Origin of the sequence: Flavonifractor sp. AGMB03687 (genome assembly GCF_017811815.1) — a bacterium.
Lineage (GTDB): Bacteria > Bacillota > Clostridia > Oscillospirales > Oscillospiraceae > Flavonifractor.
On record NZ_JADKZI010000002.1, the window covers coordinates 384,721 to 410,009 of the forward strand.

At 61.6% G+C, this 25,289-nt stretch carries 20 protein-coding genes; 15 read left to right on the forward strand and 5 right to left on the reverse strand.

Annotated elements, in window-relative coordinates; translation table 11 throughout:
* Nucleotides 1-126 precede the first annotated feature (126 nt).
* From J9789_RS05355 to J9789_RS05375, 5 genes are all read left to right on the forward strand, one after another.
* Entirely contained in the window at nt 127-534 is a 408-nt protein-coding gene (locus J9789_RS05355; protein WP_209343254.1) for a hypothetical protein, read from the forward strand.
* A complete protein-coding gene (locus J9789_RS05360; protein WP_209343255.1) occupies nt 531-1,433 on the forward strand; it encodes a DNA/RNA non-specific endonuclease in 903 nt (300 codons plus the stop codon). The genes J9789_RS05355 and J9789_RS05360 overlap by 4 nt, the downstream gene beginning before the upstream one ends.
* Before the next feature lie 67 nt (nt 1,434-1,500).
* Nucleotides 1,501-2,781, forward strand: a complete 1,281-nt coding sequence (locus J9789_RS05365) for a 2-hydroxyacyl-CoA dehydratase family protein (protein ID WP_209343257.1) — start codon at nt 1,501-1,503, stop codon at nt 2,779-2,781.
* Nucleotides 2,778-4,424, forward strand: a complete 1,647-nt coding sequence (locus J9789_RS05370) for an acyl-CoA dehydratase activase (RefSeq protein WP_209343260.1) — start codon at nt 2,778-2,780, stop codon at nt 4,422-4,424. Before J9789_RS05365 ends, J9789_RS05370 begins: the two co-directional genes overlap by 4 nt.
* 385 nt (nt 4,425-4,809) lie before the next feature.
* The gene (locus tag J9789_RS05375) at nt 4,810-6,279 is read left to right on the forward strand and encodes an SLC13 family permease (protein ID WP_209343262.1); all 1,470 of its coding nucleotides are present in this window, start codon (nt 4,810-4,812) and stop codon (nt 6,277-6,279) included.
* A 48-nt stretch (nt 6,280-6,327) separates the two neighbouring features.
* Here the strand turns inward: J9789_RS05375 and J9789_RS05380 are convergent, their stop codons facing one another.
* Nucleotides 6,328-7,788: a sigma 54-interacting transcriptional regulator gene (locus tag J9789_RS05380; protein WP_209343271.1), complete on the reverse strand. Its 1,461-nt coding sequence runs from the start codon at nt 7,786-7,788 to the stop codon at nt 6,328-6,330.
* Nucleotides 7,789-7,992: 204 nt separating this feature from the next.
* Here J9789_RS05380 and ilvD point away from each other — a divergent pair, with 204 nt between their 5' ends.
* Genes ilvD through J9789_RS05395 form a run of 3 tightly spaced genes read left to right on the forward strand, consistent with a single transcriptional unit; the run spans nt 7,993 to nt 11,056 of the window.
* Nucleotides 7,993-9,696 carry a dihydroxy-acid dehydratase gene (gene ilvD, locus J9789_RS05385; protein WP_209343272.1) on the forward strand — a complete coding sequence of 568 codons (1,704 nt, stop codon included), beginning with the start codon at nt 7,993-7,995 and terminating at the stop codon, nt 9,694-9,696.
* Complete coding sequence (locus J9789_RS05390; RefSeq protein ID WP_209343274.1) at nt 9,693-10,190, forward strand: VOC family protein; 498 nt, start codon at nt 9,693-9,695, stop codon at nt 10,188-10,190. Before ilvD ends, J9789_RS05390 begins: the two co-directional genes overlap by 4 nt.
* Nucleotides 10,187-11,056: an NAD(P)-dependent oxidoreductase gene (locus J9789_RS05395; protein WP_209343276.1), complete on the forward strand. Its 870-nt coding sequence runs from the start codon at nt 10,187-10,189 to the stop codon at nt 11,054-11,056. Before J9789_RS05390 ends, J9789_RS05395 begins: the two co-directional genes overlap by 4 nt.
* 47 nt (nt 11,057-11,103) lie before the next feature.
* Here J9789_RS05395 and J9789_RS05400 read toward each other — a convergent pair whose 3' ends face one another.
* Nucleotides 11,104-12,345 (reverse strand): 6-phosphofructokinase, encoded by a 1,242-nt coding sequence (locus J9789_RS05400; protein ID WP_209343283.1) that lies wholly within the window; start codon nt 12,343-12,345, stop codon nt 11,104-11,106.
* 132 nt (nt 12,346-12,477) lie between these two features.
* Here J9789_RS05400 and fba point away from each other — a divergent pair, with 132 nt between their 5' ends.
* Both fba and J9789_RS05410 read left to right on the forward strand, forming a co-directional pair.
* Nucleotides 12,478-13,443 (forward strand): class II fructose-1,6-bisphosphate aldolase, encoded by a 966-nt coding sequence (gene fba / locus J9789_RS05405; RefSeq protein WP_209343285.1) that lies wholly within the window; start codon nt 12,478-12,480, stop codon nt 13,441-13,443.
* Between the two features lie 77 nt (nt 13,444-13,520).
* Nucleotides 13,521-14,027, forward strand: a complete 507-nt coding sequence (locus J9789_RS05410) for an amidase domain-containing protein (protein WP_209343287.1) — start codon at nt 13,521-13,523, stop codon at nt 14,025-14,027.
* Nucleotides 14,028-14,122: 95 nt separating this feature from the next.
* Here the strand turns inward: J9789_RS05410 and J9789_RS05415 are convergent, their stop codons facing one another.
* Together J9789_RS05415 and J9789_RS05420 are read right to left on the reverse strand one after the other, a co-directional pair.
* Nucleotides 14,123-15,502: an SLC13 family permease gene (locus J9789_RS05415; RefSeq protein WP_209343289.1), complete on the reverse strand. Its 1,380-nt coding sequence runs from the start codon at nt 15,500-15,502 to the stop codon at nt 14,123-14,125.
* 15 nt (nt 15,503-15,517) lie between these two features.
* On the reverse strand, nt 15,518-17,086 hold the full coding sequence (locus J9789_RS05420; protein ID WP_209343291.1) for a CoA-transferase: 1,569 nt from the start codon (nt 17,084-17,086) through the stop codon (nt 15,518-15,520).
* Between the two features lie 262 nt (nt 17,087-17,348).
* Here J9789_RS05420 and J9789_RS05425 point away from each other — a divergent pair, with 262 nt between their 5' ends.
* The 5 genes from J9789_RS05425 (at nt 17,349) to J9789_RS05445 (ending at nt 23,727) form a co-directional block, all read left to right on the forward strand.
* On the forward strand, nt 17,349-18,752 hold the full coding sequence (locus J9789_RS05425) for a sigma 54-interacting transcriptional regulator (protein WP_209343305.1): 1,404 nt from the start codon (nt 17,349-17,351) through the stop codon (nt 18,750-18,752).
* A 338-nt stretch (nt 18,753-19,090) separates the two neighbouring features.
* A complete protein-coding gene (locus tag J9789_RS05430; protein ID WP_209343307.1) occupies nt 19,091-20,557 on the forward strand; it encodes an SLC13 family permease in 1,467 nt (488 codons plus the stop codon).
* Between the two features lie 43 nt (nt 20,558-20,600).
* Nucleotides 20,601-21,479 carry a 3-keto-5-aminohexanoate cleavage protein gene (locus J9789_RS05435; RefSeq protein ID WP_209343309.1) on the forward strand — a complete coding sequence of 293 codons (879 nt, stop codon included), beginning with the start codon at nt 20,601-20,603 and terminating at the stop codon, nt 21,477-21,479.
* Nucleotides 21,480-21,648: 169 nt separating this feature from the next.
* Nucleotides 21,649-22,977, forward strand: coding sequence for a Mur ligase family protein (locus J9789_RS05440; protein WP_209343311.1), 1,329 nt, complete (start codon nt 21,649-21,651; stop codon nt 22,975-22,977).
* A 12-nt stretch (nt 22,978-22,989) separates the two neighbouring features.
* Nucleotides 22,990-23,727, forward strand: a complete 738-nt coding sequence (locus J9789_RS05445; RefSeq protein WP_209343313.1) for a hypothetical protein — start codon at nt 22,990-22,992, stop codon at nt 23,725-23,727.
* Between the two features lie 373 nt (nt 23,728-24,100).
* Here the strand turns inward: J9789_RS05445 and J9789_RS05450 are convergent, their stop codons facing one another.
* On the reverse strand, nt 24,101-25,126 hold the full coding sequence (locus J9789_RS05450; RefSeq protein WP_209343315.1) for a tyrosine recombinase XerC: 1,026 nt from the start codon (nt 25,124-25,126) through the stop codon (nt 24,101-24,103).
* Nucleotides 25,127-25,289 lie beyond the last annotated feature (163 nt).

Below are 25,289 nucleotides of genomic sequence, written 5' to 3' on the forward strand. Positions count from 1 at the left end.
AACAGCTTGCCCTCCAAGTGAGCAGAGTTATCCCACCACACAAGCCCCGGCTTGTCAACTTGTCACCGGGAAAGGATGGTGCTATAATTGAACGGACGTTCCAATTATCGGAGAGGAGGCGCGGGAATGATCCTGGTGATCTGCGTGGACGACAAGGGGGGCATGGCCTTCAACGGACGGCGGCAGAGCATGGACCGCCTGCTGCGGGCCGACCTGCTGCAAACCGTGGGGGAGCGTTCCCTGTGGGTGAGCCCCTATACCGCCAAACAGTTTGACCCGGCCCCCGCCAACCTGCAAACGGCGGAGGACTTTCTGACCCGAGCGGGGGAGGGCGAGTACTGCTTTGCCGAATTCCCGCCTCTGGCCCAGGTGCTGGACCGGGCGGAGGGGCTGGTGGTCTACCGCTGGAACCGGACCTATCCCGCCGATCAGCACCTGGACTTTGACCCGGCGGACACGTTCACCCTGGTCTCCGCCGCCGAGTTTCCCGGCTCCTCCCACAAAACCCTGACCAAGGAGGTCTATACCAAATGAAACGCCTTTCTTCCGCCCTGCTGGGCCTGGCCATGCTGTGCGCCCTGCTGACGGGGTGCGGCCAGGCTGACGGCGTCGCTTCCAGTGCCGCCCCTGCCGGGTCCTACGACCTGACCAGCCTGCCCGCCTATGACGGCAGCCCCTATGTGGCGGTCAACGACAACGTGCCCTACTTCACCGAGGACGATTACACCACCAATTCCTTTGAATCCTACAGCGACCTGGACGAGCTGGGCCGCTGCGGAGTGACCTACGCCTGCGTGGGCACCGACCTCATACCCACCGAGGACCGGGAGAGCATCAGCTCGGTGAAGCCCACCGGCTGGATCAACGTGGAGTACGACGGCCAGTACCTCTACAACCGCTGCCACCTCATCGGCTTCCAGCTCACCGGTGAGAACGCCAACGAGAAGAACCTCATCACCGGCACCCGGTACATGAACGTGGAGGGCATGCTGCCCTTTGAGAACATGGTGGCCGACTACGTAAAGGAGACAAACAACCACGTGCTCTACCGGGTGACCCCCATCTTTGAGGGGGACAACCTGGTGGCCTCCGGCGTACTGATGGAGGGCTACAGCGTGGAGGACAGCGGGGAAGGGGTCACCTTCTGCGTATACGCCTACAACGTGCAGCCCGGCGTCACCATCGACTACGCCACCGGTGCCAGCGCCGCCAGCGGGGAGGAGGTCCCCCAGGTCTCCGCCCCCGCCCAGACCACCAGCGGCTCGGAGGAGGATACGCAGCAGTACGTCCTCAACACCAGCTCCAAGAAGTTTCACCTGCCCGATTGCTCCGGCGTGGAGAGCATGAGCCCCTCCAACCGGCAGGACTATACCGGCTCCCGGCAGGAATTGATCGACCAGGGGTATTCTCCCTGCGGGATCTGCAAACCCTGAGAGGGAGCGTCTTGACCCACGGGCGGCCATAACGGCCGCCCAACCATTTTTCCAAGCGAGGTTTCCCATGAAAGACATTGTCACATCCTTCGGGGCCTGGATCCAGACCCTGTGCGAAAAGGACCCGGAAAAGGCCCGCAAGTGGCTCACCACCGGCTACCGGGCCAAAGACCTGCAACTAAAATTCTTCCCCCACAAGCAGACCACAAAGTCCGCTCAGATGGTGGCGGTCCAGACCATGGAGTCCATGATCGCCCCTCTGGCTCACCCGGAGCGGGCCGCCATGGTCAGCCTGTTTCTGCCCTGCGAGCCCCTCCAGGTGCTGGGGCTGGCCCCCTACTCCTGCGAGGGCTTTGGCTGCTTCCTGTCGGGCACCCAGGCGGAGGGGGCCTTCCTCCGCTACGCCGAGAGCGAGGGCCTGCCCGAGACCTTCTGCTCCTACCATAAAATCTTCATCGGGGCGGCGGAGAAGGGCCTGATGCCCAAGCCCCGGTTCATCCTGTCCACCACCCTGGCCTGCGACGCCAACATGCTCACCTTCCGGCGGCTGGCCGAGTATTTCGACGTGCCCCACTTCATGATCGACGTGCCCTACCACACCGACCAGAGCGCTGTGGACTATGTGGCCCGCCAGCTGAAGGACATGGTGGCTTTCCTGGAGAAGCAGACCGGCCAGAAGCTGAGCCAGTCTGCCCTGGAGGAGGCGGTGGCCCGCAGCTGCCGCAGTCTCTCCAACTATGACCGCTACCTTACCCTGAAGGCGGACAAGTGCATCCCCTGCGAGATGACGGGGGAGATGTTCTCCGCCTTTGCCCTCCATATCCTGCTGGGCACTCCGGAGACCGAGGCCTACACCCTCCAGTGCCTGAAGGACGTGGAACAGGCGGGACCGGCGGAGGGGGTGCGGCTGCTGTGGCACCACACCACCCCCTTCTGGGTGGCCCCTCTGCGGCAGGTCACCGACTTCAACCGGGACGTGCAGGTGGTGGCCTGCGATATGTGCTTTGAGGGCATCCAGCCCACCTTCTCGGCCGACCCCTACCAGGCCATGGCTCAGCGGGTGGTGTACTCCGCCTTCAACGGCCCGGTATCCCGGCGCATTGAGAAGGGCGTCCAGACCGCCCGTCAGGTGAAGGCCGACGGGGCCATCTGGTTCTGCCACTGGGGGTGCAAGCACACCCTGGGTGGCGCGCAGCTGGCCAAGGAGACCTTTGAGAAGGCAGGTATCCCCACCCTGGTGCTGGACGGCGACGGCTGCGACCGCAGCCACGGCGGCGAGGGCCAGCTGGCCACCCGTATGGAGGCCTTTGTGGAGATGCTGAAACAGGGAAAGGGGGGAGAGGCATGACCCACTATATCTGCAAATATACCCCGGTGGAGCTGCTCACCGCTCTGGGGGGCGACTGCGTGGTGCTGGACCAGATGCCCGACAGCTTTCCCCTCAGCGACCAGCTGGGCCACCCCAACCTGTGCGGCTTCGGCAAGGCGGTGCTGGAGGCCTGCCTGTCCGGCCAGGTGAAGGAGCTGGTGCTGGTCAACTGCTGTGACGTCATCCGCAGCGTGTACGACATTCTGCTCCAGCACGGCAAGCTGGACTTCCTCTACCTGATGGACCTGCTCCACTGCACCGACCAGTGCGCTCGCACCCGGATGAAGGGGGAGCTGGAGCGGCTGGCCCAGGCTTGCGGGGCCTACAAGGGCACCCAATTTGACGAGAAAGCCTTCCGGGCGGCTTTTCAGCCCCTGGACCGGCCCACGGAGCCTTACCTCAGCGTGCTGGGAGGCCGGGTGGGGGACAAGCTCTTCCAGGCCATGGAGGAGGCCCTGCCCATGCCGGTGCGCAACGACACCTGCGTCCACAACCGCAGCGTGGCCGCTCCGCCGGAAGGCGGGGACTTTGATTCCCTCATGGAGTGGTACGCCGGGGCCCTGCTGGAGCAGACCCCCTGCATGCGCATGACCGACGCCGCCGGGCGGCGGCAGCTGGTCAACGACCCCCACCTCAAGGGGGTGGTGTACCACACGGTAAAATTCTGCGACTACTACGGCTTTGAGTATTCCAAGCTGCGCCATGAGCTCACCGTGCCCATGCTCAAGCTGGAATCGGACTATACGGCGGGGAGCAGCGGACAGCTGCGCACCCGGCTGGAGGCCTTTGCCGAGACCATGACCCCGGCCCGGACCGGCCAGAGAAAGGAAGCAAGCAAGATGAACAAGGGACGGTATTATGTGGGCATCGACAGCGGGTCCACCAGCACGGACGTGGCCATTCTGGACCGCAACAAGCAGCTGGTGGCGGGGGTGATTCTGCCCACCGGCGCGGGAGCCTCGGCGGGGGCGGAGCGGGCTCTGGAGGAGGCTCTGAAGCAGGGCGGACTGACCATGGAGGACATTGCCGCCACCGTCACCACCGGCTACGGCCGCTCCGCCATCCAGATCGGCGACAAGTCCATCACCGAGATCACCTGCCACGCTCGGGGCGCCTACTTCCTGGACCCCACCGTGCGCACCATCATCGACATCGGCGGCCAGGACAGCAAGGTCATCCGGCTGGATGACCAGGGCAACGTCATTAACTTCCTGATGAACGACAAGTGCGCCGCAGGCACCGGCCGCTTCCTGGAGCTGATGGCCCGCACCCTGGAGCTATCCATGGAGGAGATGAGCTACGCCGGCCTGGAGTGGAAGGAGGACATCGCCATTTCCTCCATGTGCACCGTCTTTGCCGAGTCGGAGGTGGTGTCCCTCATCGCCCAGAACAAGGACCGGGGGGACATCATCCACGGCCTGAACCAGTCGGTGGCATCCCGTACCGCCGCCCTGTGCCGCCGCCTGGGGGGCGAGGCAAACTATATGATGACCGGCGGCGTGTCCAAGAACCGGGGCGTGGTGGAGGCCATCCAGCGGGAGCTGGGGGTGGAGCTCATTGTCTCCGACCGTGCCCAGCTCAACGGCGCCCTGGGCGCCGCCCTCTTCGCTATGGAGAGCTGACCGGACCAATTACAACACAGAAAGGACCTTCCCAACACGGGAAGGTCTTTTTTATCTCCGGTCAGGAGAGGGACAAATGGGCAAATATGCGCAAATGGCCGGGGCGGTAAGCACTGGGCAGGGGAGAAAGTGCTGAGTCCCATGGAGCAGGCGATTCTGCCCATTTCTCTTGCTGAATTGATCAAAAATGCGCATTCTGACCTTCGAACAGCGAGGCAGTACCCAGGATGGCAGGGATGGAAACTCTTTTTTGAGCCGGATATCAAGGGTTTCGGACCATTGTGGGAAAACTGGCATCACGGTTGCAGTAGGACAATGGCAGTTCCCGGTGAACGGGGACATGCAGACCGGTCTTATTGCAAACGTTGAAGAGGAGGATCTACAGATGGAAAAGCAACGATTTTACATGCAGCCGTCGGTATTGATCAAGATCCTGGTATGCGCGGCTGTCATTGCCGCCTTCTGGTTCGCCCCGCCGGTGGCCCCCCTGACCGAAATCGGCATGCGGGTCATTGGTGTGTTTATCGGCGTAATCCTGCTGCTCTCCCTGGTGGACACGGTGTGGCCCGCCATGCTGGCCGTGGTGCTGCTGGGCCAGAGCGGCGTGTGCACCATCAATGAGGCGATTTCCGGCTCCATCGGCAACTGGATCATCTATTTCGTGCTCATGAGCTTCATCATGACCCACGCCCTCAACGAGTCGGGCTTCACCGACCGGCTGGTGGCTAAGTTCATGAGTATGAAGCTGGTCAGCAAAAGTCCCTGGATTTTTACCATCTCTCTGGGTGTGCTGGGCATGCTGCTGGGCTGCTTCATGGACCAGGTGCCCGCAACCGCCTTCATGCTGGCCTTTGTCTCCCGCATCTACAAGGAGCTGGGATACACAAGCAAGGACTCCTACCCCCATGTGGCCAACATCCTCACCGTGTTTGGCGTCAACATCGGCGGCGCTATGACCCCCATCTCCCACTCTCTGGCCATCCTGGGCATCGGCATCTATGAGGGTGCCACCGGCAACACCCTGAGCCTGTTCAGCTATCTGGCCTTCGGCGTGCCCACCGGCCTGATCCTGTTTGTGCTGCTGTGCATCGTGGTGCGGCTGCTCTCCCACCCGGATATGTCCAAGTTCAAGGACTTCAAGGTGGAGAACGTGCTCAAGAAGCAGGGCCCTATGAGCCTGCGGGAGGGCACCACCGCCGTCATCTTCTTTGTCACCGTCATCATGTGGATCCTGCCCGGCATCCTGACCATGATCAGCGATGCCGCCTGGATCACTACCTTTAATAATCTGGGCATTACCTTCTGGGCCATTATTTCCGTGGTGGTAATGGCGGTGGTCCAGATCAACGGAAAGCCCCTGCTGGACGTGAAGACCGTGGTCAACCAGAGCATCAACTGGGGCATCCTGCTCTTCATCAGCATCGGCGTCTATCTGGGCAGCGCCATGAGCGCCGAGTCCACCGGTATTGTGGCCGCCATCCAGCAGAACATCACGCCCCTGACCCAGAGTGTGGCCCCCATTGTGGTGGTCTTCCTCATTGCCGCCGTGTCCATCATCATGACCAACTTTGCCTCCAACGTGTCTACCATCACGGTGATGACCGGTGTGGGCGTGGCTCTGGCCATGAGCAGCGGCGGGGCCATCAGCCCGGTGGGCATTGCCCTGGTGACCACCATGTGCGGCTCCTGTGCCTACCTGCTGCCCTCCTCCTTTGCCACCATTGCCATGCTGCACGGCCATGAGTACAGCAGCCGCAACAAGATCTATCTGTTCGGTATCCTGATGATCGTCATTACTTCCATTGTGATCGGATTCATCGGCTATCCCATCGGCTGCGCCCTCACCGGCGGCTGATCGAGACAAAAAAAGGACTTGCCGCCAAGGTCGGCGGCAGGTCCCCGCTCAGGTTTCCTCCTCCCGGTCGCTCCTGCGGTAGCGGCGGGGGAGATGGTATCGGCTCAGCTTGCGGATGAGGGTGGACACGCTGATGCCCAACCCGGCGGCGATCTCATTGAGGGTGCGCTCCTCATCCAGGTGGCTGAGCAGTACGCTGGCCTCCAGCCGCTCCATAGTCTCCTTCAGGGTGTGGGCGCTGTCCAGAGTCACCGCCGGTTCAGACTCGCTGGCCAGTTCCCGGGGCAGATAGTCCACGGTGAGCACGTCGCCGGGACAGAAGACATACATCCGCTCCACCACATTGTTCAGCTCCCGCACGTTGCCCGGCCAGGCGTAGTTGGTAAAGATGCGCTGCACCCGTACATCCAGCACCTTGCGCACTCCGTTGGTGTGGGCCAGCCGCTCCAGAGCGTGGGCCGCCAGAGGGATGATGTCCTCCTTCCGCTCCCGCAGGGGCGGAATGTGCACCGGGATCACGTTGAGCCGGTAGTACAGGTCCTGGCGGAAGCGGCCGGCGGCCACCTCCTCCTTCAGGTCCCGGTTGGTGGCCGCAATGATGCGGGCGTTCATGGGCAGCGCCTTGACGCCTCCCAGCCGGAAGAAGGTCCGATCCTGGAGCACGGTAAGCAGCTTCACCTGGAGCTGAAGGGGGAGCTCTCCGATCTCATCCAGGAACACGGTGCCACCGTCACCCAGCTCAAAGATACCGGGCTTGCCGTGTTTGTTGGCTCCGGTAAAAGCTCCCGCCTCGTAGCCAAAGAGCTCCGACTCCAGCAAATTGTCCGGAATGGCCCCGCAGGAGATCTTCACAAAGGGCTTGTCGGGACCGGAGAACTTGTGGACCATGCGGCAGAACACATCTTTGCCCACCCCCGACTCGCCGGTGATGAGGACGGTGGACTGAACGCTGCCGATGCGGTAGGCCAGCTCCGCCAGCCCCCGCATCTGTCGGCTTTCTCCCACAATGTCGCAATCCTTCAACATCACCTGCAGCTCCTCCAGCCGCTGGTGGAGCTTCTGATTGGCCTCCTCGTGCTGCTTGACCACCTCGTCGTAGCGCAGGTAGCTCAGCTCCAGCTCCCGCCGCAGCTCGGTCAGGTCGGTCATGTCCCGCAGGTTGGCCACGATGCCCCGGAAGGTGTCGGTCCCTTTTTCGTAGAAGGGGAGTACGGTGACCATGATCTCCTGGTTGGTGTCCGCCCGGTAGCGCACCAGCTCGGTGATAGGCTGCCTGGTCTCAAATACTTTGATGGACATCCGGGCAAGGGGACGGCCCAGCTGAATCAGGTCGTAAATGCTCCGTCCCAGGATGCTCTCCTCGGAGAATCCGGTCATCTCACAGTAGGCCCGGTTCACATAGGCGATCGTCCCCGTCTCGTCGGTATACGTGAAGCCGTCGTAGGAAGTGTCCAGGATCTGGTCCAGCACGCCGCTGTCTACCAGCCGGTCAAATTGGGATTTATCCATACCGCGCTTCCTCCTTGTTTCTGTGGCGTCTGTCAGGTTCTTTCTGTATTACTGCAAATTCAGTGCCAAATCCCAGCATGCTCCGAAAACCGGCCCGTCTTGCGGCCGGCGGGAAAAATGCAGGGGATAAATATTCATATTTGCGCATTTGTGTCCGCTCAACCGAGCGGATATGCCTATTTCAATTTTCAGGAGGGGATCACAATGAGGGATACCATACCCCCGCTGACCAGCCTTGACAGGATCTCCAACCAGGTGATCTGGAAGGGGTGCGGCTACAACGATGACGACATGGCCCGGCCGATTATCGGCATTGCCAACGCCATGTCCGACATGGTGCCCGGCCATACCGTTCTGGATCGGGTGGCCCAGCAGGTAAAGTACGGCATCTATCGAGCGGGAGGCACGCCGGCGGAGTTTGGCACCATCGCCTGCTGCGACGGACTGGCGGGTGGCCACAGCGGCAACAACTATGTGCTGCCCTCCCGGGACAACATCGCCGACAGCATCGAAATCATTGCCCGTGCCCACCGCCTGGACGGCCTGGTGCTGCTGGGCAGCTGCGACAAGATCGTGCCCGGCATGCTGATGGCCGCCGCCCGGCTGGACCTGCCCTGTATCTTCGTGCCCGGGGGCAGCATGTTTTCCGGCCCCGGCTATGCTGACCAGGAGACCTCGGACACCACCAGCGTCAGCGAGGCCATGGGTCGGCTCCAAGTAGGGGAGATGGACGAGGCAGGGGTGCGGCGGCTGGGCCATGTGTGCGCGCCTACCTGCGGCTCCTGTCAGTTCATGGGCACCGCCAACAGCATGTGCTGCCTGGCGGAGGCTCTGGGTATGACTCTGCCCGGCGGAGCGGCCATCCCTGCCGTGTTCAATGAGCGGCTGCGGTGCGCCCTGCGCAGCGGCGAGCAGATCGTGGACATGGTCCGCCGGGGCATCACCCCCCGGAAGATCATGACCTGGGAGGCCCTGGAGAACGCCATTATGCTGATGATGGCGGTGGGCGGCTCCAGCAACACCGTTATCCACAGCTGCGCCCTGGCCCACGAGCTGGGCTTTGACACAAAGGATGTATTGGACGCCTTTGACCGGTTCAGCGAGACCATCCCTCTGCTGGTGAAGATCAACCCCGCCACCAACCGGCACGATGCGGTGGACTTCTACTACGCCGGCGGGGTGCCCCAGGTACTGCGGCAGCTGGGCCAGCATCTCCACCGGGAGGCCCTTACCGTGACCGGGCGCACCATCGGGGAAGAGATGGACGCCTACCGCAGCCCCTATCCGCCCAACGACGAGCTCATCCGCCCCCTGAACCGGCCCCACAGCACCTTGGGAGGGCTGGCCATCCTGCGGGGCAATCTGGCCCCCGACACCGGCGTATCCAAGCCCGCCGCCATCCATCCGGACGTGCGCCGCTTCACCGGCAAGGCCATCTGCTTTGACTCAGAGGACGCCTGCGTGGAGGCCATCGAGGCCCGGAAGGTCCATCCCGGCCATGTGGTGGTCATCCGCTACGAGGGCCCCAAGGGAGGCCCCGGCATGAAGGAGCTGTACAAGCCCATGAAGACCCTCTACGGCCAGGGTTTGGCCCGGTCCACCGCCGTCATCACCGACGGACGCTTCTCGGGCACCAACAACGGCTGCTTCGTGGGGCACATCTCCCCGGAGGCCGCCGCCGGTGGACCGCTGGCCCTGGTGGAGGACGGGGACGAGATCACCATCGACGTGGAACAGAAGACCTTGGAGCTCCACGTCAGCGAGGAGGAGCTGGCCCGCCGCCGGGCGGCGTGGCGCTATCAGCCGCCCAAGCTGACAGGTTATCTGGCCCGCTACGCGGCCATGGTCAGCTCCGCCGACCGGGGCGGCATCCTCATCCCCGGAGAGACAGGAGGTATGGAACATTGAAACCGCTGAATGAATATGGGATTGATCACGTGGGCTTTATCGTACCCGATCTGGAGGAGGCGGTGCGCCACGTGGAGGAGCAGTACGGCGTCAAGAGCGTGGTGCGCATGTCGCCCTACCTCCAGCACGCCTGGACCCGGGGCGTGGACCACCCTCAGCAGTGCAAGTGCGCCATGGTCACCCTGGCCGACCACTCCTGCAAGCTGGAATTTCTGGAGCCGGTGACCGAGGGCGGCTACCACTGGGACTACATCCAGGCCGGGGGCAGAGGCATCAACCACATCTGCTTCAAGGTCCATGACTTCGATCACTGGCAGGAGCATTTCCGGGCCCTGGGCCATGACCTGTTCTTCGGCTATGAGGACGAGGACCAGGAGAACGGCTACCGCCGCTGCCTGTATGCCCGGGATCCGGTGCTGGACATGGTATATGAGATCAAGGAGATCAACCGCTACCGCGACGCCAACGGCGTACTGGAGGAGGGAAAGGGATGAAGAAAATCGGATTCATCGGCCTGGGCTCCATGGGCCTGAGCATGGCTCTCAACCTGCGGAAGGCCGGCTTTGACGTAATGGGCTTCAACCGCACCCGGGAGAAGGAGGCGCCTCTGCTTCAGGCCGGTGGCCTGCCCGCCGAAAGCCTGAAAGCGGTGGGGGAGCAGTGCGAAGTGCTGGTGCTCTGCCTGCCCACCGACCGGGTGGTGGGCGAGATGCTGCTGGGTGAGGGGGGTGCTCTCACCGGAAATTCCCAGGTCCGCTGGGTGGTGGATTGCAGCACCATCGACGTCACCGCCGCCAGGCAGCTGGGGGCCGATCTGCTGGAGCGGGGGGTCTATTATTTTGATTCCCCGGTAAGCGGCGGGCCCAAGGGGGCCCAAGACGGTACCCTCACCATCATGGTGGGAGGCGACGAAACCCAGATGAAGAAGATCCTGCCGGTCTACCAGGCCATGGGACGCAATATCGTCCATGTGGGCCCCAATGGCTCCGCCCAGCAGTTCAAGCTCATCAACCAGATCCTCACCTGGGTGAATCACGCCGTCATCTGCGAGGCGGCGGCTCTGGCCAAGCGGGCGGGGCTGGACGAGGACAAGCTGTACGACTGCCTCATGACCTCCTACGGCTACAGCAAGGTGCTGGAGGTGACCTACAAGAGCCACATCCAGCCTCTGAACTTTGAAAATCCCACCGGTATGAAGATGATGTGCAAGGACCTGACCCTGGCCCAGCGCTTTGCCCGCGATTACGGCGCCCAGCTGCCCATGACCGACAAGGCCATGGAGCTCTATCAAAGAGCGCTGGATGATGGATACGGCGGCTGCGATCAGTGCGTGATCCTCAAGCAGCTGCTTCAGGCATAAAAAAAGAGCCGTTCCCATGACGGGAACGGCTCTTTTTGTCGGTTGGATTACATGTCGACGGTCAGGACCTTCTTCAGGCGGGCAAAGCGGGGGAGAGCATTCTCCTTGGGGCCGTTGGCCTCGCCCTGGATCAGGGGCAGGACGTAGTCGATGAACTCCTGCTTCACGCCGTTGCCGGCCTCGTTGATCCACTCGCGGGGCACCTTCTTCTCGAAGTTGGCCACGATGTCCAGGGGCTGCAGCACGGTCTCGCACTTGTAGCCGCCGTCGCGGGTGCACTGGAAGGCCACCATCTTGTCGGTGGTGCCGGCCACAGCGGCGTCCACGGCGGTCTTACCGGCCAGGAAGGCCTCGTCGATGTCGGTCTTGGAGCCCACGTGAGAGCCGCAGCGCTGCAGCAGGGACAGCTCGATGCCGCGGACCTTGGCGCCGGTCTTGTTCTTGATGATGTCGGCCAGCTTGACAGCCAGGCCGCCCAGCTGAGCGTGACCGAAGCCGTCGGTGGCGGAGGTCTCAGCCTCGGACACGAAGCGGCCGTCGGCGTAGTGGATGCCCTCGGACACGGCCACCATGCACTTGCCGGTCTTGTTGTAGATGGCGGTCACGTCGTTGACGAACTGATCCATGTCGAAGTCGGTCTCGGGCAGGTAGACCAGGTCGGGGCCACAGCCGGCCACGGAAGCCAGGGCAGCGGAGCCGGCCAGCCAGCCGGCGTGACGGCCCATGATCTCGATGACGGTGACCATGCCGGTGTCATAGACGTGGGCGTCCTGCCACACCTCGGCGCAGGAGGTGGCGATATACTTGGCGGCAGAGGCGAAGCCGGGGCAGTGGTCGGTGCCGTTCAGGTCGTTGTCGATGGTCTTGGGCACGCCCATGATGCGGCACTCATAGCCCACCTTCTGCATATACTTGGAGATCTTGTTGCAGGTGTCCATGGAGTCGTTGCCGCCGTTGTAGAAGAAGTAGCGCACGTCGTACTTCTTGAAGATCTCAAGGATACGCTTATAATCGGTATCGTCCTTGTCGGGGTCAGCCAGCTTGTAGCGGCAGGAACCCAGGGCAGAGGAGGGGGTGTACTTGAGCAGATCCAGCTCGGCGGCGTCCTCCCGGCCCATGTCGTACAGCTTGTCGTCCAGCACGCCCTTGATGCCGTGGGCAGCGCCCAGCACGCGGGTGATGCAGTCGGTGTCCAGGGCGGTACGGATCACGCCCAGGGCACTGGCGTTGATGACGGCGGTGGGGCCGCCGGACTGGCCGATGATACAAGCGCCTCTCAGTTCACTCATGAAAGTTGCCTCCTGTTGGTTGAAAAATTTTTTACAAATTTTGATTTTGCGGGAATATCATATCACGTCCTCTTGAAATTATCAAGAAGACCTGCTAAAATCATGGTGCAATAAAAAAAGGAGATGACTGTTATGCCTCTCGTAACTACCAAGGAAATGTTCCAGAAGGCCTACAACGGCGGCTACGCCGTGGGCGCCTTCAATGTCAATAACATGGAGATCGTCCAGGGCATCACCGAGGCTGCCAAGGAAGTCAACGCCCCCCTGATCCTCCAGGTGTCCAAGGGCGCCCGTGCCTACGCCAACCACACCTACCTGGTGAAGCTGGTCGAGGCCGCCATCATTGAGACCGGTCTGCCCATCTGCCTGCACCTGGACCACGGCGACAGCTTCGAGACCTGCAAGAGCTGCATCGACGGCGGCTTCACCTCCGTCATGATCGACGCCTCCTCCAAGCCCTTCGCTGAGAACATCGAGATCACCAAGAAGGTGGTTGAGTACGCTCACGATCACGGTGTCGTGGTCGAGGCCGAGCTGGGTGCTCTGGCCGGCGTGGAGGACGAGGTCAACGTGTCCGCCGCAGACTCCCACTACACCCGCCCCGAAGAGGTGGAGGAGTTCGTGACCAAGACCGGCTGTGACTCCCTGGCCATCGCCATCGGCACCAGCCACGGCGCTTACAAGTTCACCGCCGCTCAGTGCACCCGCAATGAGAAGGGCGAGCTGGTTCCCCCGCCCCTGCGCTTCGACATCCTGGACGAGGTCGTCAAGCGTCTGCCCGGCTTCCCCATCGTGCTCCACGGTTCTTCTTCCGTGCCTCAGGAGTTCGTGAAGATGATCAACGAGAACGGCGGCAAGATGCCCGACGCCGTTGGCATCCCCGAGGAGCAGCTGCGTCAGGCCGCCCGCGGCGCTGTCTGTAAGATCAACATCGACTCCGACCTGCGTCTGGCCATGACCGGCACCATCCGCAAGTTCTTCAACGATCATCCCGACAAGTTTGATCCTCGTGAGTACCTGAAGCCCGCCCGTGCCGCCATCAAGGAGCTGGTGAAGCACAAGCTCATCAACGTCCTGGGCTGCGACGGCAAGGCCTAATTAAATCACCTATAAAAAAGGAGAGGGGAGACCCTCTCCTTTTTTTCGCATAGAATGGCGGGAAGGGAGAGAATGCCATGTGGGAAGCTGTTCCCTATGACCGCCGGGCCGCGGTGCGCTACGCCCACCGTTGGGCCTTTGGCCGCAACCCGGCCTATTACGACTATGAGGAGGTGGGGGGCGACTGCACCAGCTTCGCCTCCCAGTGTCTGTACGCCGGCATCGGGGTGATGGACTACACCCCGGACTACGGCTGGTACTACCTGGATGCCAACAACAAGGCCCCGGCCTGGACCGGAGTGGAGTTCTTTTACCGCTATCTGACCCAGACCCAGGCGCGGCCCGGCCCCTACGCCGTGGAGACCAGCCTGGACCTGCTGCTGCCGGGGGATTTTGTCCAGCTCAGCCCCCAGGGGGAGGGGTTCACCCATACCGCCGTGGTGGTCCAGGTGGGGGCACGCCCCACCCTGCGCAACACCCTGGTGGCTGCCCACTCCTACGACGTGGACCGCAAGCCTCTGAGCAATTACGCCTTCCGGGACATCCGATATCTTCATATCCTGGGAGGCTGGCGGGAACGATAGAAAGAAGAACAGCGCCCCGGCGGGATGGGAGGTCCTTCCCACCGGGGCGTTGTTCCAAGGAAAAAGAAGAGGGTAAAGAGGGGAGACAAGGGAAGTTACATCAACCCCAGCAGAGACCACCAGCCCACGGATAGGGCAATGGTGACCAGCAGGGCCAGCAGGAGGGGAACGCTCATTTTCATGGTTTCCCGCTGGGTATACATACCGTTTTCCTCGCCCTGGCCCACCAGGATATTCAGATGGTGGAAGGGGAGAACATAGTGGCCTGCCACGCTGAGGTAGACGATGCTGATCACCGCCAGAGGGGAGATGCCGCTGCCGGCGGTGAAGGAGAGGAAGGCGGGGATAGTCACGCCCATGACGGCAATGACCGAGCCCATGAACATATGGATGACCACTGCGATCAGGGCGATGCCCAGGGCCAGCAGCACCGGATGCTCCGGCATGGAGGCGGGGAGGAGGGTGTCGGCGATCCAGCTGTTCATGCCGGTGGCAGCACCCACCTTGCCGATGGCGATGGCGGCGGTCAGGAAGACCATGACGTGGACAGGCACCTCCGCCCAGTCCTTGGGGCCCAGCACCTCGCCCACCACCGGCAGGCTCATGAGCATGGCCACCAGCAGGGTGATCCAGCCGATGTCCAGCCCGGTGATGCCGTTGGTGAGCCACAGCACCACCGCGATAAGCACCCATACCAGGGCCCGGATCTCACGCTGGCTCATCTTGCCCAGGGCGGCCTGGGCCTCCTTGATCTGCTCCAGATCCAGCGACACCGGAGCGGAGGGCTTGAAAATGACCAGAATGAGCACCATGGTCAGCAGGCTGAGCACCAGGGCAGGGGGGCCCATTACCTTCAGCCAGCCCACAAAGCTCACCGCCTCGTCGGCGTAGCTCATGGCCAGGGGGTTGATGGTGGAGTCGCCGGTGATGAAGATGAGGGAGACGGGCACCGAAGCGGCGAAGACGGTAAAGCCGATGACGGCGGCGTCCTTCTGGGGGATGCTGGCCGAGCGAATAACCACCATCATCACCGACATGATCAGGAAGGCCCGGGGCCAGGGATGGGGAATGAGCAGGGAGAGGATGAGGGTGAGGACGAAAATGGAGACGATGATGCTCCGCCAGCCCCGGACGAACCGGAGAATGAAGGCGTAACTCAGCCGTTCGCCCAGGCCGGAGCTGCGCACGGCGGAGGCGATGAGGTAGGCCCCCGCCACCAGCCAGATGGTGGAGCCGGTCCACCCGGAGAAGATGACGGAGGTATCCGCCACCTTCAGCAGGCAGAGCAGCATGAGGTAGATCCCGCTGACATAGCCGGACTGGGCCACCTGGGCGGCCCACCACACTACGGTCATCAGGGTAAGACCCAGGCAGAGCTGGCCCTCATGGGACAAGCCCTCCAGCGGCAGCAGGCAGATCACCACGCACAGCAGGATACCCGCCAGCAGGCCGATGAGTTTTTTCGGTTGCTTCATAGGACCTCCTTCGGATCAGAAGTGGAGGCCCATTTTCTCCTCCCGGAAGATGCGCGGGTCCATCTCCTTCAGGTCGGGGGAGATCAGGGGCCTGAACTCCATGTGGGCCAGAATGTCCCGCTCCAGATCCACGCCGGGGGCGATCTCAGTGAGCATAATGCCGTCCTTGACCAGCTTGAACACCGCACGCTCGGTCATGTAGGTCACGTTCTGGCCGGTCTTACGGGCGTAGTCGGCGGAGAAGGTGATCTGCTGGACCTTGTTGATGAACTTGACGCCGGGGCCGTCGGTGACGATGTTGAGCTTGCCGTCCTGGACGCGGATATCGCTCTTGCCTGCGGTAAAGGCACCCATGAAGTTGACGCTGGGGGTGTTTTGGGAGATATTGATGAAGCCGCCGGGGCCGGGGCAGCGGGGGCCAAATTTGGACACGTTTACATTGCCCTGGGCGTCGATCTCAGCGGCGCCAAGGAAGGTCATATCCAGAAAACCGCCGTCATAGAGGTCGAAGGTGTCGCAGATGGAGTTGATGACCTCCGGATTCATGGACCCGGCAAAGCCCACGCCCTCCACCGGCACGCCGCCGATGGGACCGGACTCCAGAGACAGGGTGGTCTGTTCTGCGATGCCCTCCTCATTGGCCACAGAGCCCACGCCGGAGGGGATACCGATACCCAGGTTGATCATACAGCCGGGCTTGAGTTCCATAGCGCCCCGGCGGGCGATAACCTTGCGGATGCTCATGGACATGGGGGCGATGGCATCGGTGGGGCAGCGGATCTCGCCGGTGAGGGCGGGCTGATAGCCTGTGCCGGCGTAGTTCTGCATATGAAGATCGGCGGAGGGGGTTTTGACCACATAGTCTACCAGGGAGCGGTGGATGCGCACCTTGCGGGGATGGATGGTGCCCCGCTGGACCAGGTCCTCCACCTGGACCACCACGATGCCGCCGGAATTGTGGACTGCCGCGGCGATCTCCAGCTCCGCGCCGGTGAGGCCCTCGTGCTCAATGGAGATGTTGCCGTCCTCGTCGGCGTAGGTGCCCCGCAGGAAGCAGATATCCAGGGGGAAGGCGGGGTAGAAGAGCTGCTCCTGTCCCGCCAGCTCCACCAGCTTGACCACTTCGCGGCCCTGCTCCCGGGCACGGTCGTTGGCCTTGCAGCCCTCGTTGCGGGGGTCCACAAAGGTGTTCAGGCCCACCTGGGTAAGTACGCCGGGCTTCTTGCCGGCAATGGCCCGAAACAGATGCATCACCACGCCCAGGGGCAGGGTATAGGCCGCCAGCTGATTGGACGCCGCCATGGCGCTGATCTTGGGGGGATTGGCCAGGTGGCCGGCGATGATGGTGTCAATGAGGCCCTCCTGGGCGATGCGGTTCATACCTACATCGTTCTGGGTGTTGTCACCGGTGCTGATGCCGGTAACCACGGTGAGGCCGGCGGGGTGGCGGCTCTCCTGGAACCGGGACGCCAGGGCGTCCAGCAGGGCGTCCGGCCCACAGTAGGCGCCGAAACCTCCCAGCGCCAGTACCGCGCCGTCCTGGACCAGATCGGCAGCCTCACGGGGCGTAATCAATCGTGCCATAACATAGATCTCCTCTCTGTTGGATTGCTTTCACCCATGTACTAGCAAAGGAGATGCCATTTTTGATTCGGAGATATCCGACATTTGAAAGGGCAGACGGCACAGGGGTTTTCGGCCTGTTTCCTGTTTCAAGTGCGCAGAGATGCGCATTTCGTGTGGTGGATTTTTCAAAATTGACCATTTGAAGTAATGGTAAAACCCTACATTTTGCTTGACGGGAGAGGGGAGATGCCGTACAATACCATCAGAAAGGGGTGATCTCATGCCGGAGCTGCAGCGTTTTGGAATCAGCAAGGACGTGGCGCCTGAGCGGATGAGAGAACTGATCCAGATGGCTCTGGTCAGTCTGGGGGAGATCCTGATCCTGGACCGCACGGGACGGATGGTGTACATCAGCGAGGCCTATGCCAGGAACATGGGGGTGTCCATTGAGGAGGCTTTGGGACGGCACATTACGGAGATCATACCGGACTCCCGGCTGCCGCAGGTTTTAAAGACAGGCAAGGCCACCATGGGCGATATGTACTACCGAAACGGCAACGCCTTCTGGGTCAACCGGATGCCCATCTGGGAGCACGGGGAAGTGGTAGGCGTGGTGGCCCAGTCCATTCTCACCAGCGATCTGGAATCGGAGAATCTGAAGCGGAAGCTGGCGGGCGTGGTACGGGAGCTGAACTACTATAAGGATAAGTACAAGCAGATCTCCACCGCGCGGGGAGACCTGGACACCATCATCAGCCGCAGCCCGGTGATGGAAGATCTGAAGGACACCCTGCGCATGATCTCGGGCACCCGCTCCACGGTGCTCATCACCGGAGAGAGCGGCACAGGCAAGGAGCTGTTCGCCTGCGCCATCCACAACCTCAGTGAGCGGCGGGACAAGCCCTTTGTCCGCCTGAACTGCGCCGCCATTCCCGATACCCTGCTGGAATCCGAGCTCTTCGGCTACGAGGAGGGCGCCTTTACCGGCGCGGTCCGGGGCGGCAAAATCGGCGATTTCGAGGCGGCCAACGGCGGCAGCATCTTCCTGGACGAGGTGGATTCTCTGTCCTCCAACATGCAGGCCAAGCTGCTGCGGGTCATCCAGGAGCGGGAAATCAAGAAGGTGGGCAGCACCAAGACCATTCCCATTGACGTGCGCTTCATCTTTGCCACCAACAAGGACCTCTATCAGATGATGAAGGAGGGGAAGTTCCGGGAGGACTTCTATTACCGCATCAACGTCATTCATCTGCGCTTGCCCCCTCTTCGGGAACGGCCGGAGGACATCATCCCCCTGACCGAGAGCTTTTTACAAAAGTTCAACCAGGAGCTGGACCGGCAGATCACCGGCCTTACCCCCGCTGCCGCCCTGGTGCTGGAACAGTACCAGTGGCCGGGCAACATCCGGGAGCTGGAGAACTGCATCGAACGGGCCTTTAACTACACCACCGGCTCGGTCATCGACACCGAGCACCTGAATCTGCCGGGGACCACAGTCCCGCCAGCAGAGGACGCCATCGGAGATTACACCCTGAAGCAGATCCGGGACCACGCGGAGAAAACCGCCATCCAGCGGATGCTGGAGCTGTGCGGTGGCAACAAAAAGGAGACCGCCGAACGACTGGGGATCGACCGCAGCATCCTCTACGATAAAATCAAACGATATCATCTCAACTGCGATTGAGAACATAGAAAAGGAGCCTCGCCGGGAAACCGGCGGGGCTCCTTTTTTGTGTGTTGAAAAATCTCAAAAGAGAATGTCGGAATGTTACTATAATCCTACAGTAACCAAATGGTTATTGTAGTAATAAACCCGCACTTCGAAAAGATAAAATCATATTTTCTTCTGCCAAACGGCTTTTTGATTGGGCAAAAACCACAAAGAAACGGGATATATAACAGCGTAATCTCAAGCAAAGCGACAGGGCAAACTGGAGTTGGCAATCCCATTGCTATAAAACAGGGGCGACAGCTGGACGGGAGGAATTGGACACAGCTGAAAACAGAAAAGGAGAGATTTGTGTGGAAAGACAAAGACTGGCAATGCCGATGCCAAAGCTCCTGAAGATCCTGGTAAGCTTGCTGATCATCGCGGTATTCTGGGTGGCTCCGGCCCCGGCACCGCTGACCCAGGTAGGTATGCGGGTCATCGGTGTGTTCATCGGCACGGTGCTGATGCTCAGCCTGGTGGACACCGTGTGGCCTGCCATTCTGGCGGTAGCCCTGCTGGGCCGCACTGGTGTGGCTACCCTCAATGAGGCCATCGCCGGTACCCTGGGCAGCTGGATCGTGTACTTCGTCCTGATGAGCTTCGTCATGACCTACGCCCTGAACAAGTCGGGCTTCACCGACCGGCTGGTGGCCAAGTTCATGAGCATGAAGTTTGTCAGCAAGAGCCCCTGGGTGTTTACCATCTCCATGGCTACCATCGGCCTGATCCTGGCCTGCTTCATGGACCAGGTCCCCGCCGCCGCTTTTATGCTGATGTTCGCCAACAAGGTCTATGAGGAGCTGGGCTACACCAAGAAGGACGCCTATCCCCACGTGGCCAACATCATGGTGATCTACGCCGTCATCATCGGCGGCGCCATGACTCCCATTTCCCACTCCCTGGCCCTGCTGGGCATGGGCATTTACGAGGCCGCCGCCGGCGCCAGCATGAGCCTGTTCACCTATCTGGCTTTCGGCGTGCCCACCGGACTGGTGCTCTATGTGTTCCTCACCGTGATCATGCGCCTGACCTGCCGCAACGTGGACATGAGCAAGTTCAAGGACTTTGACGTACAGCGGGTGCTCAAGCACCAGGGCAAGATGCAGCTGCGCGAACTCATCACTGTCATCATCTTCTTCGGTACCGTGGTTATGTGGATGCTCCCCGGCATCGCCGGCATGTTCACCGAGGCCGCCTGGGTCACCGCCCTCAACGACTACGGCATCACCTTCTGGGCCATCCTGTCCGTGGTGCTCATGTCGGTGATCAGTGTCAACAATGAGCCCCTCATCAACCTGAAGGAAGTCATGAACGGCCAGATCAACTGGGCCATCCTCATCTTTATCGCCATCGGCGTCTATCTGGGCAGCGCTATGAGCGCCGAGTCCACCGGCATCAACGCCTGGATCACCTCCAACATCACCCCGCTGACCACCTCCGTGCCTCCCGTGGTGGTGGTAATCATCATCACGGCGGCCGGCGTACTGCTGACCAACTTCGCCTCCAATGTGTCCACCATCACCGTCATGACCGGTGTGGGCGTGTCTCTGGCCCTGGCCAGCGGCGGCGCCATCAATCCTGCCGGTATCGCCCTGTGCACCACCATGGCGGGCTCCTGTGCCTACCTGCTGCCTTCCTCCTTCGCCTGCATCGCCATGCTCCACGGCAACGAGTGGAGCGACAGCAAGAAGGTCTATATCTTCGGCATCATCATGATGATCGCCAGCTCCCTGGCCATCGGCCTGGTGGGCTACTCCGTGGGCTGCGCCCTCACCTGAAGAAACATTCATCCACTTTAATCAAAGAAAGGAACGAAATACTATGGCACGCAAAGTTATCATCACTGTCGCTCAGACCGGCGCTTTCCACGGGAAAGAGGCCAACCCCAACATCCCCCTGACCCCTCAGGAAATCGCCGATTCCGCTTATGACTGCTACAATGCCGGCGCCGCCATCGTACATATCCATGCCCGCGACAAGGAGGGCAAGTCCACCAACGATCCCGCCGTCTACAACGAGATCGGCTCCAGAATCCGGGCCAAGTGCAACCTGGTGACCCAGTACTCCACCGCCCCCGCCAACCGGGCGGGCACCGGCGCCGAGGACGGCATGAGGCTGCTCTACGACAAGGACCTGGTGAAGCCCGACATGTGCTCCCTGGACTGCTCCCTCATCAGCACCAGCTGGGACGGCCGCACCTTCGTCTACGAGTGGTACCGCGAGTTCCTGCTGAAGTACGCCAAGATGATGAAGGACATGGGCATCAAGCCCGAGCTGGAGTGCTTCGAGCCCACCGCCGTGGAGGACGTGTTCAACGTCCTGCAGCCCGCCGGCGTGCTGGACGGCCCCGTCTCTCTGTCCTTCGTCATGGGCATGGACCGCATCAGCCAGGGCGCCATCTCCTTCTCCGAGGAGAACCTGGACTTCATGATCAAGAAGCTGCCCCGTGACCAGTTTGTCAACTTCTCTACCATCTCCATCGGCGCCAAGAACCACGTGCCCGGCATGGCCATGACCGTCCTGAAGGGCGGCGGCGCCCGTGTTGGCATGGAGGACAACATCTACTACGGCCCCGGCGAGCTGCTCAAGAGCAACGCCCAGATGGTGGAGCGCGCCGTGCGCATCATCCGCGAGCTGGGCCTGGAGGTCGCTACCCCCGACGAGGCCCGCGATATCCTCAAGATCCCTCACTTGAGCTGATTCCTCCCTCATCTCACATAAACACACAGGAAAAGGGCCGCCCCTCGGGGCGGCTTTTTTCCGCCCTGCCTGCCGACAAAATCCCCGCCAAACCGTTTCGGGCCGTTGACTTCCGCCTGTCAGAGTGGGTATAATAAAAGGTACGCATTCGGATAAGGAGTGAATGTCCATGAGAATGGCCCTGGCCATCATCCTGTGCAAGGTTCTGCGCTTCGTGGGCAAGCTGGTGGGGAAGGGAAGCAGCCTCCCCGGTCAGTTCGCCCTCAAACTGTGTCCCGACGTGCTGCGCCGGGTGAAGCTGCCCTCCTACGTCATCGCCGTCACCGGCTCCAACGGCAAGACCTCCACCGTGGAGATGATCGCCTCGGTGCTGCGGGCGGCGGGGAAGGACGTGGTGTACAACGCCGAGGGCTCCAACCAGATCGAGGGCGTCACCACCCTCATCCTCACCCACTGCACCCTGGGGGGGAAGATGAAAGGCGACGTGCTGCTGCTGGAGAGCGATGAGCGCTACGCCCGCTACAGCTTCAAATGGTTCCATCCCACCCATTTCGTCATCACCAACCTGTACCGGGATCAGCTCACCCGCAACGGCCATCCCGAGTGGGTGTATGACGCCATCCTGCCCGCCATCCACGACGACACCACCCTGGTGCTCAATGCCGACGATCCCCTGGTGTCCTGCTTCGCTCAGGGCCACGACAAGGTGAAATGGTTCGGCCTGGAGGCCTGGGAGGGCGCGACCCGTGAGCACCACGGCATCTACCACGACGGCGCCCGGTGCCCGGTGTGTAAAGGCAAGATGGAGTACACCCTTTACCACTACAATCAGGTGGGCCACTACCGCTGTACGGTGTGCGGCCACCACCGCCACGATCCCGACTTTGCCGCCACCAGCCTGGACCTGAAGGAGGGCACGCTGGTGCTGGACGGGGACACCGAGATCGCCCTCAGCTTCCGCAGTATTTACAACGTGTACAACATCCTGGCGGCCTGGTCCCTGTGCCGGCTGTGCGGGGTGGATAAGCAGACCATTGCCGACGTGCTGGGCAGCTACATCCTGAAGAACGGCCGGATGGTCACCTTCAAGCTGGGTAAGCACCACGGAACGCTCCTCACCAGCAAGCACGAGAACTCGGTGGCCTACGACACCAACCTGCGCTACATCAAGGACACCGGGAAGGACTGCTCGGTGCTAGTCATCGTGGACGCCATCAGCCGGAAATACTTCACCGGCGAGACCAGCTGGCTGTGGGACATCGACTTCGACCAGCTTTCCGCCCCCCATGTGAAGCGGGTGGTGCTGTGCGGCAAGTACGTCAACGACCTGGCCCTGCGGTTTGACTGCTCGGCGGTGCCTCAGGACAAGATCGTGTGCCTGGATACCGTGGCCCAGGCGGCGGAGCTGCTGGAACAGGACGGGGAAGAGGACCTGTATGTGGTCACCTGCTTCTCCGACCGGGACAAGCTGCTCAGCCGGGTCCAGCGGACGGAATAAGGAGGGGTGGACATGAACATCAAACTGCTGCATCTCTACCCCGAGGCCATGAGCCTGTACGGGGAGTACGCCAATCTCACCCTGCTGCGGCGCTATCTCACCTGGCGTGGCGCTGAGGTGGAGATCCAGACCGTGGGCTGTGACGAGGCTCCCGACTTCACCGGGGCCGATCTTATCTACATGGGCGCCGGTACCGAGCGCACCCAGAAGGCCGCTCTGGGCTGGCTGACGCCCTACAAGGACGCCCTGAAGGGGGCGGCGGACCATTCCCTGGTGCTCTTCACCGGCAACGCCATGGAGCTGCTGGGGGCCGCCGTCACCGACCAGAAGGGGACGGCCCATGAGGGCCTGGGCTTTGGGGGCTTTGCCACCGTGGAGACCGACAAGCGGGCGCCTCACGACGCCATCGCCAAAACCGGCCTGTTCCCCCAGCCGGTGGTAGGCTTCATGAACAAGTGTTCCCGCACCAGCGGGGTGGAGGAGCCCCTCTTTGAGGCCATGACCATGGGCATGGGCAATGAGCAGGAGGAAGGCCCCGAGGGCTTCCGCCACGGCAACGTGGTGGGTACCCACATCACCGGGCCGGTGCTGGTGAAGAACCCGGCCTTCCTGGCCTGGATCGCGGAGCGCATCCTGTTCAACCGGGGGGAGACCCTGCCGGTGCCGGCGGACAAGCCGGACTGGCTGATCCACGCCGAAAAGGCCTATCAGGTGACCCTGGAGGAGCTGTCGGCGCTGGCGAACAAGTGAAAAAAGAAAATGGCCGCCATTTGGCGGCCATTTTTGTGGGCTTGGATATGACGTTTTCTTTGTCATGCCTCCGGCGGGGCCCCTTTCCACCGGCGGAAAGGGGCGAAAGGCCGCCGGGGCTTCGGCCCCGGACCCCAGGGGCCCACGGCGGCGGTGGGGTTTTCGGAACAAGGCTTATATGAGGGTGTTTTCTCGCCGGTTTGGCCGGTCTGGTGTCGTTCCCATGGCAGCCGAGCGAATGTTACCCCGCAAATCCTGTGGGTGGGTGCGTTTTTCCAGCCCCTGACCATGCCGCCATCGGTTCGGTGGTACCTGCACGCCCTGGCAAATACGTCAGCCCGTAGGGGCGGGTTTTATCCCCGCCCGCCATTCCTTAGGCTTCCTCGCTCTTTTTGCTCTTTTTCCGCGCTCGGCCCAGGGGATTTGCCTTGGCGGCGGCGCGGAGGTTTTCGTTGTCCACGTGGGTATAGATCTGGGTGGTGTTCAGATTCTCGTGGCCCAGCACCTCCTGCAACGTGCGCACGTCCACGCCGTTTTGCAGCATCAGGGTGGCGGCGGTGTGGCGCAGCTTGTGGCTGGAGTACAGCGCCGGGTCCAGACCCGCCTTCAAAAGCCGCTGCTTTACCATATAATGGACCGCCGCCGTGGTCATGCGGGTGTGGGAGCGGGTGAGGAAAAGGGCGTTTTTGTCCGCCGCAGCCTGGTTATTCCGTTCCTCCAGCCACTCGTCCAGAGCCTCCCGGCAGGCCTCATTGAGGAAAATCATCCGTTCTTTGTTGCCTTTGCCCAGCACCCGGAGCTGTTCTTCCCGGACATCGGTCAAGTTAAGATTAACTAACTCTGAAATTCGCAGTCCGCAGTTGAGGAACAGGATCAAAATGCAGTAATCTCTGGCCCGGTTGGGCTCGTCCACGGCCTCCAGCAGCATGATGGACTCATCCAGGGACAGATACCGGGGCAGGGATTTCTTCAGCCGGGGGGAATCCAGGTCCTGCATGGGGTTTTCGCCAATCAGCTTGGCCTTGCTGGACAGATACTTATAAAAGGAGCGGATGGCGGCGATCTTGCGGGCCCGGGCGGAGGGTTCCAGGCCGTAGCCGGAGGTGGGGCTGTTGGCGTGCTTGGCCCGGTCACGGCTGAGGTAGCTCATGTAGCTGTACACGTCGCTGAGGGTCACAGAGCGGGCCAGATCCAGGTCCAGGTCGTCGATGTCGATCTCATCCAAAGGCGTGGTCCGGGGCACGCGGCCTTTTTCAATTTTGATGTAGCGGAAGAAGTTGCGCAGATCCAGATAGTATTCATCCACGGTTTTTTTGGAGTGGCCCTGAATGGTCTCGTGGTAGACCAGGAAGTTGCGGAGCAGCTCAGGAGCGGTCAGTTTATAGTCATTATGGTCCATTGGGGGCTTTCCCCCTCCTCTCAACTCAACAAAATTTTTATTTTGTTGAGTTCATAGTTTAAATTCATAGCCGTCCCCTCTCGGGGCCGGCTTCTTCAAGGACTGAACTTCCGCGGGCGGTATCGACCCGCCCGCCAACAAAATAGCCGTTTTGTTGAGTGCA

What these genes read in the sequence shown, in the direction of transcription:
- J9789_RS05355 (WP_209343254.1), top strand. Translation starts at nt 127, where the DNA reads ATGATCCTGGTGATCTGCGTGGACGACAAGGGGGGCATGGCCTTCAAC.
- J9789_RS05360 (WP_209343255.1), top strand. Translation starts at nt 531, where the DNA reads ATGAAACGCCTTTCTTCCGCCCTGCTGGGCCTGGCCATGCTGTGCGCC.
- J9789_RS05365 (WP_209343257.1), top strand. Translation starts at nt 1,501, where the DNA reads ATGAAAGACATTGTCACATCCTTCGGGGCCTGGATCCAGACCCTGTGC.
- J9789_RS05370 (WP_209343260.1), top strand. Translation starts at nt 2,778, where the DNA reads ATGACCCACTATATCTGCAAATATACCCCGGTGGAGCTGCTCACCGCT.
- J9789_RS05375 (WP_209343262.1), top strand. Translation starts at nt 4,810, where the DNA reads ATGGAAAAGCAACGATTTTACATGCAGCCGTCGGTATTGATCAAGATC.
- J9789_RS05380 (WP_209343271.1), bottom strand. Translation starts at nt 7,788, where the DNA reads ATGGATAAATCCCAATTTGACCGGCTGGTAGACAGCGGCGTGCTGGAC.
- ilvD (WP_209343272.1), top strand. Translation starts at nt 7,993, where the DNA reads ATGAGGGATACCATACCCCCGCTGACCAGCCTTGACAGGATCTCCAAC.
- J9789_RS05395 (WP_209343276.1), top strand. Translation starts at nt 10,187, where the DNA reads ATGAAGAAAATCGGATTCATCGGCCTGGGCTCCATGGGCCTGAGCATG.
- J9789_RS05400 (WP_209343283.1), bottom strand. Translation starts at nt 12,345, where the DNA reads ATGAGTGAACTGAGAGGCGCTTGTATCATCGGCCAGTCCGGCGGCCCC.
- fba (WP_209343285.1), top strand. Translation starts at nt 12,478, where the DNA reads ATGCCTCTCGTAACTACCAAGGAAATGTTCCAGAAGGCCTACAACGGC.
- J9789_RS05410 (WP_209343287.1), top strand. Translation starts at nt 13,521, where the DNA reads ATGTGGGAAGCTGTTCCCTATGACCGCCGGGCCGCGGTGCGCTACGCC.
- J9789_RS05415 (WP_209343289.1), bottom strand. Translation starts at nt 15,502, where the DNA reads ATGAAGCAACCGAAAAAACTCATCGGCCTGCTGGCGGGTATCCTGCTG.
- J9789_RS05420 (WP_209343291.1), bottom strand. Translation starts at nt 17,086, where the DNA reads ATGGCACGATTGATTACGCCCCGTGAGGCTGCCGATCTGGTCCAGGAC.
- J9789_RS05425 (WP_209343305.1), top strand. Translation starts at nt 17,349, where the DNA reads ATGCCGGAGCTGCAGCGTTTTGGAATCAGCAAGGACGTGGCGCCTGAG.
- J9789_RS05435 (WP_209343309.1), top strand. Translation starts at nt 20,601, where the DNA reads ATGGCACGCAAAGTTATCATCACTGTCGCTCAGACCGGCGCTTTCCAC.
- J9789_RS05440 (WP_209343311.1), top strand. Translation starts at nt 21,649, where the DNA reads ATGAGAATGGCCCTGGCCATCATCCTGTGCAAGGTTCTGCGCTTCGTG.
- J9789_RS05445 (WP_209343313.1), top strand. Translation starts at nt 22,990, where the DNA reads ATGAACATCAAACTGCTGCATCTCTACCCCGAGGCCATGAGCCTGTAC.
- J9789_RS05450 (WP_209343315.1), bottom strand. Translation starts at nt 25,126, where the DNA reads ATGGACCATAATGACTATAAACTGACCGCTCCTGAGCTGCTCCGCAAC.